The organism is Vibrio sp. CCUG 15886, from assembly GCF_028570825.1.
GTDB lineage: Bacteria > Pseudomonadota > Gammaproteobacteria > Enterobacterales > Vibrionaceae > Vibrio > Vibrio vulnificus_B.
Window position 1 is genome coordinate 919,460 of the sequence record NZ_JAQQBT010000001.1, and the last position, 13,633, is coordinate 933,092.

Here is a 13,633-nt window from a genome sequence, read left to right on the forward strand (position 1 = left end):
AAAAAAGCCACCACTTTTCAGTGGTGGCTTCGCTTGTCGACATGATTCTGTCGCAATTATCGAGGATCAAGACCCAGCTTTTTCAGTACCAGTTTGAAGTTCTCGCGGCGTTCTTTCACGTTGTGAACATCACCTGTCGAACAGGTCAAATCCGGACAACCACGGTTAACGATACCTGAGACGTCATCGATAAATTGAGAGCCTTGCAGACCGCTGTCCACGTACTTCTTCAACTCATTGTAGTAGTTCCAATCCGCGTACTGACCACCTTCATCGTTGTAGGCTTGTACTGAGGTTACCCAGTAGAAAAGACCAGCGATCCACTTGATCTCTTTGTTCTCTTCCGAGCTACAAATCAGACCTGGGTTAGAACAGAAATCCAACTCTGCGTAGAGTGGGTTCTCTGGTGGTGCTTCTACCGTGACACCGTCAATCGTTTTACCAATGGTTGATGGATCAACGTGCGAGCGACCTAGGTAGTGGTTAAGCGTACCGAAGTTCTGACGACCTGTGGTTTGGATAACACCACGACCCCACCAGCCACAGCCTTCTACGCTTTCTTGGCTGCTGCCGTCCCAAATGAACTTACCGGCTTTCTGACCAACGTAAGTCTTACATTCGTCGCGTTCCCATACTTGTTTTGACGTATCAACATTTTCAGGAACATCGTTACAGTGACCGTTGTTGGTCCAACGACCTGCCGCACCGTTCACCAATAAACCACGCTCTTCCAGCACGGCATCAGGCGCTGCAAAGACAGGAGCGGGTGCGCCATACCATTTCGCATGCGTCAGAGCACTCACTTCCATCTTGTCATCGCGAGGACAAGAGTACGCATGATCCAGACCTGAGACTGGGTTTACACCGTAATCTGCGTATTTCTGACCAAGTTGACCACAGCTGGCGGTCATTGGGTAATCCGTTGGCGCACCGTATTTCACTTCAGACCAGTTGTTTTCATCACACGCATTGTAACGAATCGTCTCTTGCATACTTTGTGCAAGGAACGCAGCAATCGCGACTTTCGCGTATTTGATGTTGGTCGCGTCATCGACTTCGTCGTCCATCAGCCAGAACTTGTTACCCGCCACACCAATGTTGTGCATTGCGTTCAAGCCATCAAGGAAGTCGTTCCACTTGTACACCGTTGACGGAACCCACTGAGACTGTGGCGTTTCGTATAGGAAAGCTTCGTTGTTCATTACACTCTCAGCGTTGGCTAACTCTTGGTTTAGCGCTTCAATGCGAGTCAATGAACCTTTCTCTAGCTCTTCACCCACGTAGTACAGTGGCACTTTCGCCGTTTGATACAGTTCAATCTTGCTGGTGAGTGCAGGTGAGTCTTGATCAAACATCAGTGCAAACACGTTACTGTAAGCCGCTTTACGAATTTGCTGCTCACTTTGTGTATTGCCCATGAAGTAGTTCGCGGTTTGCTCTGTCGGCATGTTCGCGAGCATTGCCGGTGCTTCAACGTAATCTGTGACCTGTTTGACGAACTCAAGCGCGTGATGCCACTGCGCGCTGGTTAGCGCCGCCGTCTCGCTCGACTTAGTAAACGCGACAAAGTCCGCTTTATTTACAGAATCCGCTTTGTAAAGCTCGAAGCTATCCAGCAAATCCGCAGAGAAGATCGACGCTTCATCCCATACCGATTGACGGCCAGAATGCGTATCGTACGCGAACTCACCAATGCTCAATGACCAACCGAATGTCGCTTGTGGGGCAAGTGTCGTGAAGATCAAGTTGTGTGCATGCGCCCAACCTTTCACGTCATCACTCAGTGCGTTGATCGCATCAATATCAATACGGCTGCCCGTGATATCAATGGCGTTCGTCAGGGCTTGTTTAACCGCAACGGTACCAAACGACGCACCTTTGTCTCGCGTGGCAAGATCCAGAACATCCGATTGAATCACGATAGAGGCAGTGCCGACATTCTCAGCTTGCTCCAAAACAGACACAAACGATCGTGTAAGCAGCTCTACATCTGTTAGCGCATCACTGCTGCTTGCTTCGACCGTCAGAGTTTTTGGAGCTTGCGTTGATGGGCTCGCTACAACGAATGTGTTTGGCCAACCAGCCACTTCTAGACGCACTGGGTCCATTGGGTTGCGCAATGATAGTGCAGGCGCAGTACCCGGCTCTGTACCGTCACAGTTTAGGTGCAATGACCACGAGCTATCACTGCCAGGAACAGATTGCGTCCAGTAAACCGCTGAGTAAGCAATGTTTTTGTGCACCATAATGTCACCGCCAGTCGCGTGATCACCACGAGTCCAATCTGGGTATACATTAAACTCTGCACACAACCCACCGGTTGGCGGAGGGGGCGGCGTTTCTACTTTTTCAACGGTGATGCTAACACGAGCGGCTGATGTGAGGTTTTGCGCATCGGTGGCCACCGCTTCAAGCGTGACGTCACCAACTTGAGATGCCGTCCAGTTGCATGAGTACTGACTTTCCGTCGACGCGTTAAACTCACAAATTTGCTGGTTGTTTGCTGTTACGATAACGCGCGATAAGTCATCATCAGCGTCCGTTGCGCGAACGGTGATCGCAACGGTGTTACCTTCTTCAAACTTAGAGCCATTCTCTGGCGAAATAAAGCTCACTTCCGGGCTCACAAAGCTTGGCTCATCTTGAACAGAAACCGCAATGCTGCGCTGCTCAACCATCTGGTTATCCTGGCCTAGCACCACCACTTTGAGGGTTGCGTTACCCACTTCGCTTGGCGTCCAAGCGTACGAGTACGTCGTTTGGGTTGAAGTGATACTACGTTGACCTAGCTTGCGGTCGTTTGCCCAAAACTCAAGAGTTGAAATCAAATCACCGTCAACACGCGCTTGGATTGTTGTCGCCTGATCAACGGTAAGGGTTTGACCTTGTGTTGGCGCCACAAATGTCAATTCACGCACGACAGGATCGACCGGTGGCTCAACCTGCTTCTCTTTGACCGTAATACTGACGGCTTGCTCTTGTGTTAGACCAGAGTGACTTTCCACCATCGCTTTAATCGTGTGTGGTCCCACACCAGCTGACAGCCAATTTGCTTGGAAAGGTGCTTGTGTTACGCGTGCGACTTGTGTGTTGTCGACAAAGAAAGTCACCGCTTTAACAGTGGTGTTGGTTGCGGTTACGTTTGCAAGCATGTTAACCGCTTGGCCTTCTTCAAACTCCGCGCCATTCATTGGTGAGGCGATTTTCAGAGAAAGCTCTGGCTCCCCCACTTCATCGTCAGCAATCAAGCGAATCGTATCTTGTAGCAGAGTCATATCCAGCACACCGCTCACACCCAGCGTTAGCTCAATACGCTGACCAGCAGGTAGTTGAGATTTCACCCAGCTGCCGTTATCAAAAGCCAAAGCCAGCGTGTTTTTGAACTCGTTTCCTTGCGCATTGCTACTGAAACTCATATTTGGGTAGCTGATTCCAGCCGCTGACCAAGAAGGCGAAGACATCGTGAGATTTGAATCAAATACTATTTTGGCATCGCGTAATTCAATCGCTTTCGATCCTGTATTGGTAAGGCTCACCTTGTATGTGTTCCACCATTGGCTTTCAGAACCAACAATTGAAATTTCACTATTTACTGCCGCCTGAGCAACAGGAAAAGCCATACTCACTGCGAGCGCAAGGACAGTAGGCACTAACCTTAGAGCTTTATTATTCATAATTGGGCAACTTTTTTATTGAAGAAAAATTTGAATCTTCATTATATGAATCTGCAAAAGAAATAAGGCACGCGACGCATGTAACAAAATATTTCTTAAAATACACATTTTAATCGTACGTATTTCATCAAGATTTTTTCATCAAATTCACCACAGAAAATTAAACTTAGAGATTGCTTCCTATAAATTGAATGAATTGATGGTCAATTAAAAATAATTTATTTCAAAACGATAACGAAAAATAGACAAATCAATGCCATGTAAGAATATTCCCACACTGTTATTTTTCATTTTAAAATTACAAAGAAACATTTTGTTACAAGATGAGCAAATTGCAATCATTGATGATCAACTTGATTGACCACCATTCTGATAATCGCAGCCAATACTGTTTATAACTTACTATTTTTAGAGCATTTATTCTTGATAAATAAGAGGGAAAAGCCGAGCCAATCGGCGATAAAGAGATGCGGCCCTTCACTCCTTCTCACACTCATAATTCAAGAAGGAGGAAGGAGCAAAGAGGCGTTAAACGACACTCGATGTTTCAAATTCTCGCAAGACTTGCGCTAATGGTTGTGGCTTATAAACACCAAAACCTTGTGCATAAGTAATATGCCATTGTTTAAGCATCTCAATGTGTTGTTCACTTTCGACAAATTCTGCCACGGTTTCCAAGCCAATATCATTGGCGACATTGCTTATCGACTCAACAATTAATCTGTCGGTTTCATTGGTCGGTAGATATTTTATAAACTCCCCGTCTATTTTGACAATATCAAGAGGGAGACGTCTTAAATAAGCAAAGCTCGCGTAACCAGTACCAAAATCGTCCAACGCAATTTTACACCCTGCAGCGCGCAGCACTTTGAGTGTTTCAATCGCCTGCTCTTCATTTTGCAGTGCGGAGGACTCGGTCACTTCAAAACATATTTTATCTAGGGGCACTTGGTACTGATGGGCTTTTTCGATAATCCACGTACTCAAACCTGCCATTGCCAGTGAGCGAGCGGTTAAGTTCACCGCACATTTTTCCACACGGCACCAATTGCGCACTTGCTCATTCAATAAACGAAAAGTCTGCTCCACCACCCACTGATCTAACTGCACTTCTAACCCAAACTGATTAATCAAAGGAAAGAACTCTGATGGCAGCAAACGGCTGTCCTGCGACGTTTTCACTCGCGTTAGCACTTCAAAGCTTAATTGCTGAGAACTTGGGTCTGCCAATTTCATGTAGCGCTGACAATAAAGTTCAAACTCGTTATTTTTAAATACACGTTGAATGTAGGCGAGTTTGTCGATCTGAGATTCTGCGATCGCCTCACCATCAATCCAATTCACTTGTTGATTGCTGCCGTGATGCTCGCATAGATGCGAGACGACATCGGTCAAGTCTTCTCCGTGCTTTACCACCACACAATGCAGTGTCGGAGAAACCAGTGAGATTGACGTCCCTCGCCAATAAAACTGGAAATTGTCGAGCCGCTGAGCCATTTCCGCCACAAACGGCTTCATTCGTTCATCACCTTCAATAAACCCCAATACGCCGGTCGAAAATGGAGGGCGATAACACTTGGCGTTCTCATCTTGGTTTCGATTGACGAATTGATAAATCTGGCCAATCAGTTGCGCTTTACCATCGTGCCCTAACTCACTTAAACGAGACAAGGTTGGCGACAAATCGAGATAAATCAACACAGCTTTGGGAATCGTCGTGAGGTCTTCCTCAAGCTGAGAGAGGTTAAACAACCCTGTGTAAGGGTCGATTCGCTCTGCGCGAATCTGCTGTTGTGCCAGCTCATAGTGCTTTATCGCGTACCCACCGACAAAATAGCCCAATACCGTGACAACATTTAAAATCAACAATAAGCCGAAAAACTGCTCGTCCAGTATTTGATAGGTGTTCACCCGATTAAGGCTGTCATTCGCCATCACCAGGATGGTTAACGTTCCCATAAAAAGCGGACGAACCAAACCGTGCTTGCCAAAGCCAACAATCACCAGCACCAACAAGACAAAGCAGGAAGAATAGAGCGCAAAGGAGCTAGGATGTTGAATCGCGACAACCATCAATGAAAAACAGCACAGCAGCCACAACCAGTATGAAGGCGATGTTTTCGAAGAGCGTCGTAGCAACTTATCGAGAATCAGATATTCATGCCGCTCATTTTTGAGCAGCATGGCAAGCAAAATCACCAACGCTGGTGTCACCGTTAGCTGAGTCAGCGCACTGCCTAACACCGAATAAAGCAAGAACTCGCGCGTCATATGCAGCTGTTCAGTCAAAGCACTGATAACACTGATCATCAACGTACTCATCAATGGGTAGAACAAGCCAAACGTCACCGCATAAGCCAGCAGTCGCTTCATGGCCGAATCGCCTTCGAGACGTTTTTCTATTTGGATGAACAGCAGTGCAGTGGCAACTGGCAAAAGTGGCAACAACAGCGCGTACAAGAGTGCCACTTCGAATGGCCGACCAACGTGCAAATAATAACTTAAGAAAGCGAGAACAATCGGCAACAGTACTTTAAGATGAAACACCAATACAGCCGAAATCACGACAGACGCGACGACGGAAATCAACTGATACTGTTCATGATGAATAGAGAATTGGCTTGACGTCCAAAATGCCAGCAGGACAGCAAAGTAAGCGGCCACACCAATCCCAATATTGGGCAGTTTTACTATTTTTGGTTGCATGATTTAGCCTCTTATGAATGCTTACACATGATAACCAAGTTGAACTGCAACTACTACGTTATAAATAAGAACTCTATTTACAAAACCAAATCAAGCGCTGAGTTTATAGCTTATCGCAAGGTGATCATCCTCTGATGCAACAAGGATGTTGCACAAAACGTGTATTGCATGAAGTACGTCGAAAAGCTTGCTCAAAAGTCGCCTCTCCCTCTGCCGTCACCTTTACCTGACACATTGCTAGACCATACTCATTCGAACCATATACCCAAGTGACTTCAAGAGGCAGGATTCAGATCTTAACTCACACATTGAGGTTATTTGGGTATATCAGCAGCCAAGGAAAGGACATGTTTTATCGACTCATATGCAGCTTAGCGCTAGGACTTTGCACCGCAAGCGCACTCGCACAATCACTGCCTGCCACCAACCACAATCTCACCTTTGAAGGGCGAAACAGCAAAAATTATCAAGACGGTTCCGTTGCGGTTAATTGGCCAGGCTCAACGCTGAAAACACGCTTCATCGGCAGCCACTTTGCCCTCACCATGCAAGGGAATGGCGACTATTTTGATGTATTGGTTGACGGTAAGCTGAGCACAACACTCATGACGCAACCCAATGGCGTGACGGAAACCTTCGTGCTCTTTGCATCGGAAAGCACGCAAAATGTATTGATCGAAGTGGTTAAACGAACGGAAAACTACGCCAGCATGAGCCGTTTTCTCTCGGTTGAACACAACGGTTCAATAGACGGTGTGTGGGGACACAAGCCGCACATTCTCTTTATTGGTGATTCCATCAGCGCTGGCTTTGGCAGTGAATCAGAGAAAAGGGAATGTACATGGGAAGAAATCTACGCTACCTCCAATGCGCGTTTGGCTTTCCCTTACCAAACGGGCCAGCAGCTCAACACAACCATTACTCAAGTGTCGTTCTCTGGGTTAGGGTTAATTCGTAACTGGGGTGGAAACCAACCACACCATAACCTCACCACCTACACAGACAAAGTAGCCGCGGTCTATGGTCTAACACTCGATTACGAAGACAAGTTTCCCAATCTGATAGTGGTGGAAGTGGGCACCAACGATTTTAGTACCGATCCACAAGCCCATGAACCTTGGAGTAACATTGAAGAGGTCAAACAGGCGTGGACCGAACGTATGGTGGAATATGTGAGTGAATTGAAACACCGCTACCATCGGGTGCCGATCATTCTCATGCCGCGTCCGGCATACCCGTATGACTACATTATTCCCGCGACTCAGGACGCCATAGAAACCTTGGCGCAGCAAGAGATCCATCAGGTCTATAGTCATACCTTTGTTTCACCCCTTGAAGGCTGTATCTGGCACCCTACTGCGCAAGAACACCGTGAGATTGCCACGCAACTTTCGCAGTTTATTCGCCAGCAAGAGCTTTTGACGACCCCATAATACTAACGAATAAATCGACGCTCACAGCCGCGACACATGTGGTTGTGAGCGTACTGCACGCCTCCCCACCAGCGTGCCGAATCGAGAGTTTACTTTTCCATCAAAGCAGCAAAGTAGTCGTCAATTAACTGGAAATAACTGCCATCTTGTTTCATCTTGAGCAGCTCCAAGTCAAAGCGCTGACACAGTTCACTATGCTGATTTTGCTTGGAAAACGCGATGTAGCTGAGGGTGGTTTGCATCGGTGGCATCAGAATCTCAAGTTGTTGCGACAGCCCTAAAGAGGCAATCACGCTTCGCGCACCAAACTCATTAGAGACCCACAAATCAACACGGCCTGCACTGAGCATCAGCGCACACTGCTCAGCGGAATTTTGCCGTATCACCGATTTAAACTGATTGGTATTGATCGCGCCATCCATGAGCGCCCCATAGCTGACCTTGTTCACCACACACAACGTCCATTGTTTGAAGGCTCTTTGCTCAATTTGGCTAGCGTCAACAGGCCCATTGTCCATCTGAATTAAACTGATATTTTGCCTGAACAGCACTTGTTCACTGAAATCAGCAAAACGTTCCCTCTGCTCGGTTTTAAAAATAGTAAAAATCGCATCTGCTTGGCCCGATTCAATATAATTCAATGCTCTTGCCCAAGGCAGTACGGTTATTTTTATCGGCTGTTGCAGTTTAGCAAAGACATGTTCCACCAAAGTCACTGCAACGCCCGAAACCACATCGTCTCGTGTTTCTATGTATGGCGGGTATTCTAGTGTGACGATTTCTAACACTCGCTTTTCATTCGCCATCGCGCCAAACGATAACCACACCAAGATGAACAATAGGAATTTATTTTTCACGATGATCTCCCTACATCGGATTTACCTATACCAACAATATATACAATCGATTTTATTGTTGCGTAATACCCAATTAATCTGTGGACATTGCCGGAGCAACATTGCGCATTGTTAGTCGTGCTTGTCCGAAAACCCGTTGCTCCGGCTTTTTTATCTTTTCGTTATTACAGGAGTACTAAGATGAACTTCTTTCAACTATTTGATACTGAAGAACTGTTTATTTTTTATGGTTGAGCCTAAAAATAAACCAATGAAACAGGTTTAGCGCTAACCCTTTGTTTCGTCATGCACAAGAATAAACACGACTCAAATCACAAAAACGGGCCAATTTGATTATTATTTAATCAATTACTACTTTTCTATTATTAACGCCCAAAAGAAGAGTAGCTGCAGTGAAAAGTTTAAAAGTCGTCTTTCTGCTTCAAGTCATATTAGCAGTGACATTGGTGTTACTTGTTTCCGCTTTCATCAAGTATCAAGATTTTAAGCAAAGCCTCACCGCCGATCTGCATACTAGTGTACAGAACACCAGCCAGCGCATGTCCGTCAGCTTACCTAGAGCGGTATGGGATTTTGACCTCGACACGGCGCGCACTGCCATTTCTGCTGAACTCAATCTTCCTGAAATTTCGGCGATTCAATTGACCGATACCCAAGGGGCGGAACTGCTGTTTTTGAGATTAGAGGGGCAAGGGGAAAATAAAAAACTCACCGATGTTAAAAACAAAGAACGCTATTCCGATCAACAAAGCTTGTCACGTGATTTGACCTTTCTCGATTATGGCGAAGAAAAGCCTGTCGGTACGGTGAAAGTCTTTTTTGACACGGCCATTTTGGAACAAAAACTGCGTGAGTCCCTCTTGCTCAACATCATTGAGCTCGTCGTTTTAGATCTGATCATTTCCATCGTCATTGTCGCGGTACTCGCGACCACAGTACTACGGCCAATTCGTCAGTTGACGGAGGTCATTCAAGCCCTCTCTTCTGGAGATGGCGATTTATCCAACAAGCTCGCACCAGCCCGTTTCAAAGAGTTTGATGACATTACCGATGGCATCAACACCTTCACCGAATCGCTTCGCGTGATTGTGCAAGACGTCAGTTTGTCGTCGGTGACGTTGGAAGAAAAAGCCCGCGCCAACGGCACAGCGGCCAGAGCCAATGCCGACAAGCTTGACCAGCAACGCCACCAGCTTACGACCGTCGCCGCCGCTGCGACAGAGCTAAACCATTCGGTCTCTATCGTTGCCGATACTGCGGCGCAAACCGCTGACCAAGCCCATACTGCGACCGATCTTACTCACAGCGTTAATGAGGCGATCGAAAAATCTGCCAGCGAAATTGTCAATATGCGTGAAGAAATGGATCACGTGAACCAAGAAATGCATATTCTTGTCGAAGAAGGTGACAAGATCACCACCGTCCTCAATGTCATCAACGACATTTCTGAGCAGACCAACCTGCTGGCACTCAATGCGGCAATTGAAGCGGCCCGAGCTGGTGAACAGGGCCGAGGCTTCGCAGTGGTTGCAGATGAAGTGCGTAATTTGGCCGTGAAAACCAGTCAATCCACCGAACAGATCCAAAAGAACATTGTTGCTTTGGGCAACGCCACCAACTCGGTAGAACAAGAGCTGAGCCGTATCGCCTCGTTGCTGGAAAAGACCGCCAGTCGTGTGAGTGAGTCGCAACACTCCGTAAATCAAGTACAGGAGTTGATCAGCATTATCTCGGATCGCAATGGGCAAATATCCCAAGCCACAGAGGAACAAAGGCAAGCCGTGGAAGAGATCAGCCAAGCGATCGTCGAAGCGTCTGAAGCCTCCAATGATGTTTCCTCTGGTGCGGTCCAAACTGCGCAACGAACAGAAGAGGTGCTCAGCCTGAGTAAAAACATCGCACAACACATGAAAAAATTCAGAACCTAGCTCATGGATGGCTGTGGTACATCCTCAGCCCCAAAACAACAGGCCAGATAGGATAAACCAAAGAGGATAACTCATGAATAAGCTCTTATTTGTTGTGACAACTCTATTGCTTTCTTTTTTGAGTCACGCAGCAACCATTACCGCCGCCCAAGATCCTTGGGCTCCGTTTGTGCAACAAAACAACGCCAACCCAGGTATTTCGGTGGAAATTGTTATCGAAGCCTTTAAAACCCAAGGGCACGATGTGGATTTTAAAATCATGCCGTGGACCAGAGCCTTGAATGAGGTCAAAGACGGGCGGGTTGATGTCCTTGTCGCCACTTGGTTTACCCAAGAGCGCACCTCATACCTCAACTACAGTCAGCCCTATCTGGAAAATTCACTCAAGTTTATCAAACGCAGTGGTGATGGATTTGAATACAATGGTATGGACAGTTTAAGCGGCAAAAACGTTGGTATTATTCGCAACTACGGTTATGGGGACGAATTCTTAAAAGCCACCAATTTCAACAAACCCGAAGCGAACGACTTGGTGGCAAACGCCAAAAAACTGCTGGCCAAACGCATTGATTTGACCTTGGAAGATGAACTGGTGGCTAAAGCCACTCTGTCCGGTGCGGGAATGAATTTAAGTGATTTTGACTTTACCAATAACGCCCTTTCCGTCAATCCATTACACGTCACATCAGGTTTAGCCAATGCCAAAAATGGTGAAATCATTGAGGCATTTAATAAGGGGCTTGCGGAGATCAAAGCAAACGGCACCTTCGACAAAATCTTGATGAAATACGGCATCAAATAACTCGCCTTTCACTCTAACAAACACAAATACTAACCAAACGCAAACAGCCCAGATCACTCTGGGCTGTTATTGAGCTTCTCAGTAAAGCTCACGTTTATAGCGCGATCTCACCACCGTCTTCGCGACGAATCACCACCGTCGCTGCGCGCGGGCGCACTGTCATACCTGCTGGCGTTTCTTCAGCCGCATTGTCGCTGTATGGCCAATTGCCAGGGTGCTGGATATTCACAAACAGCGATTTGTAATCTGGGCTGATGGCAAAGCCGGTCACTTCACAACCATTCGGTCCAACAAAGAAACGTTTCAACTGCGCTTGGTTAGACGCATTGACTTGGGTTTGCGCGCCCGTTTCATCCACCATGCGTGAAGGCACCACCGCCAACATTTGATCGTTGGTATAACTGGTCACTTCACCCGCGCCGTTATCCGTTTGAATCCACAAGATCCCGCGGCCGTCAAACGCCAAACCATCAGGGCTGGCAAACTGGTTTAAATCGGTTAAGCCAGAACGGTTTGTCTCTGCATCGCCGTTCGCTGGTGAACCGAAGACAAAGATATCCCAACTAAATTCTGTGGCGCTCGCCCCTTCATCCCAACGGATCACATGACCAAACTTGTTGTTTAGGCGTGGGTTGGCTGGGTTCGCTTCGGTACGTTTGCTGTTGTTGGTCAGCGTGAGGTATACCGTACCCGTAAATGGATCTACCGTGCACCACTCAGGTCTATCCATTGGCGTAGCACCAACCAGATCTGCCGCACCCGCGGTGTTTAAAATAATGTCCGCCAGCGTTGAAAAATGGTCGGCCAAAGTCCCACCCGAGGTGGTCACACTGCTTAAAGTGAGTGGCAACCAAGAGCCACTGCCATCTTCATTAAAACGCGCGACATACAAGGTACCTTCGTCCATGTACTTGTCACCCGTCGCTAAACGGTGGCTTGGGTTGGCATCGTTCGCATCCCACAATGCTTTTGATTCAAACTTGTAGAGGTATTCAAAACGAGAATCGTGGCCGGAATAAAACACCACTGGTTTGCCCGCAATAAGCTTGCCAAAAGTACACCCTTCATGGCGAAAACGGCCTAGTGCAGTGCGTTTTTTCGCGCGTGAATTGGCCGTGTAAGGGTCAATTTCCACAATATAGCCGTGACCATTGGCTTCATTACGATAATCATCTTGCGCGGAGGCGCCCGTTGGCAACAAGTTGAATCGAGTGAACTCGTCTAGACGTTCTTCTGTGTGGCCTGCCAACGTTTCCCATGCATAACGAGTGGTGCCTGAACCATCAATGCCAATGCGCTTTTGATCTTCGGTTTGCGTTCCCGTGTGAATGAAATAGCCCGGCCAGTTTTCTTCACACGTAAGGTAAGTGCCCCAAGGGGTATAACCGTTACCACAGTTGTTCAGTGTGCCGCGCGCCTGACTGCCATCGGGTGAAAAACGGGTAACGAGATGAGAGGAATAAGCCATTGGGCCTGAGATGTCCATGACCGTTGCACCGGTATAACGGCGATTCAATGGATCACTGTCGACCATTTTCCACACATCATTGTCGAGTTGGATTCGAACCACTGAGACCCCGTGAGCATTGATCTCTTTACGTACTTCATCAACAACCGTACGCGCACCGTTAAGCACCGTCGGACCCGCTGGATGCAAAGCCGCAAGATCGATGTACTCGTGGTTCACGCACAGTAAACCATCGTTTGGATTGCCATTGATAGGGAAGAAATGCATGCCATCATGGTGCATGCCCAATGCATTGAGTTGGTCTTCTGCGGTGTTGCTGCCATCCGCTTGCCACGCGCTGGCATTGCCATTTAAAGGCGTACCCCATGGCACCAACACTTGTGCTTTGTAGCCATTTGGTACGCTCACGGCATCGGTGAGTGATCCGGCAATAGAGTCAAAATTCAGAACAGCTTGAGATTGAGAACCAGAAGTACCACCTGCGACACTTCCGCTGTTTGAAGAGCTGTTGCAACCGGCGAGGCCAAATGCGCCAAAGGCCGTCATGGCGCTAATGCCTAAACCACCTTTCAAAATGTTGCGACGGGATAAACTCGCTTCTAACACCTCATCAAAAGGTTTGTTTTTGCTTTTGTTGTAGCGAGTCGCGTCGAAGGTTTCCTTACTCATGATGTTTATCTCTTGGGTTAATGAAGTTGAGCGCGACCCAAGATAGGCGAGAAAAATGACAAAACAGGTCTATCTTTATGAATGTTTTGTTGTGTT

Annotated in this window: 7 protein-coding genes; 3 read left to right on the forward strand and 4 right to left on the reverse strand. The window is 47.3% G+C overall.

The genetic code is table 11. The features are described 5' to 3' along the window. Positions 1-56: 56 nt before the first annotated feature. Both PQQ36_RS03950 and PQQ36_RS03955 read right to left on the reverse strand, forming a co-directional pair. On the reverse strand, positions 57-3,674 hold the full coding sequence (locus tag PQQ36_RS03950) for an Ig-like domain-containing protein (RefSeq protein WP_273660365.1): 3,618 nt from the start codon (positions 3,672-3,674) through the stop codon (positions 57-59). Positions 3,675-4,202: 528 nt separating this feature from the next. Then, entirely contained in the window at positions 4,203-6,380 is a 2,178-nt protein-coding gene (locus PQQ36_RS03955) for an EAL domain-containing protein (RefSeq protein WP_273660366.1), read from the reverse strand. Positions 6,381-6,727: 347 nt separating this feature from the next. On the opposite strand from PQQ36_RS03955, the gene PQQ36_RS03960 reads away from it, so the two are divergent. Beyond that, positions 6,728-7,813: an SGNH/GDSL hydrolase family protein gene (locus PQQ36_RS03960; protein WP_273660367.1), complete on the forward strand. Its 1,086-nt coding sequence runs from the start codon at positions 6,728-6,730 to the stop codon at positions 7,811-7,813. 89 nt (positions 7,814-7,902) lie between these two features. On the opposite strand, the gene PQQ36_RS03965 is transcribed toward PQQ36_RS03960, so the two are convergent. Then, positions 7,903-8,670, reverse strand: a complete 768-nt coding sequence (locus PQQ36_RS03965) for a substrate-binding periplasmic protein (RefSeq protein WP_103199634.1) — start codon at positions 8,668-8,670, stop codon at positions 7,903-7,905. 392 nt (positions 8,671-9,062) lie between these two features. Here PQQ36_RS03965 and PQQ36_RS03970 point away from each other — a divergent pair, with 392 nt between their 5' ends. Beyond that, positions 9,063-10,598, forward strand: a complete 1,536-nt coding sequence (locus PQQ36_RS03970; protein WP_103199633.1) for a methyl-accepting chemotaxis protein — start codon at positions 9,063-9,065, stop codon at positions 10,596-10,598. A gap of 73 nt (positions 10,599-10,671) precedes the next feature. After that, the gene (locus tag PQQ36_RS03975) at positions 10,672-11,400 is read left to right on the forward strand and encodes a transporter substrate-binding domain-containing protein (protein WP_045619178.1); all 729 of its coding nucleotides are present in this window, start codon (positions 10,672-10,674) and stop codon (positions 11,398-11,400) included. Between the two features lie 94 nt (positions 11,401-11,494). Here the strand turns inward: PQQ36_RS03975 and PQQ36_RS03980 are convergent, their stop codons facing one another. Beyond that, complete coding sequence (locus tag PQQ36_RS03980; RefSeq protein WP_273660368.1) at positions 11,495-13,537, reverse strand: PhoX family protein; 2,043 nt, start codon at positions 13,535-13,537, stop codon at positions 11,495-11,497. Positions 13,538-13,633: the final 96 nt, after the last annotated feature.

Coding starts and splice junctions, on each gene's coding strand:
- PQQ36_RS03950 (WP_273660365.1), bottom strand. CDS start 3,674: ATGAATAATAAAGCTCTAAGGTTAGTGCCTACTGTCCTTGCGCTCGCA.
- PQQ36_RS03955 (WP_273660366.1), bottom strand. CDS start 6,380: ATGCAACCAAAAATAGTAAAACTGCCCAATATTGGGATTGGTGTGGCC.
- PQQ36_RS03960 (WP_273660367.1), top strand. CDS start 6,728: ATGTTTTATCGACTCATATGCAGCTTAGCGCTAGGACTTTGCACCGCA.
- PQQ36_RS03975 (WP_045619178.1), top strand. CDS start 10,672: ATGAATAAGCTCTTATTTGTTGTGACAACTCTATTGCTTTCTTTTTTG.
- PQQ36_RS03980 (WP_273660368.1), bottom strand. CDS start 13,537: ATGAGTAAGGAAACCTTCGACGCGACTCGCTACAACAAAAGCAAAAAC.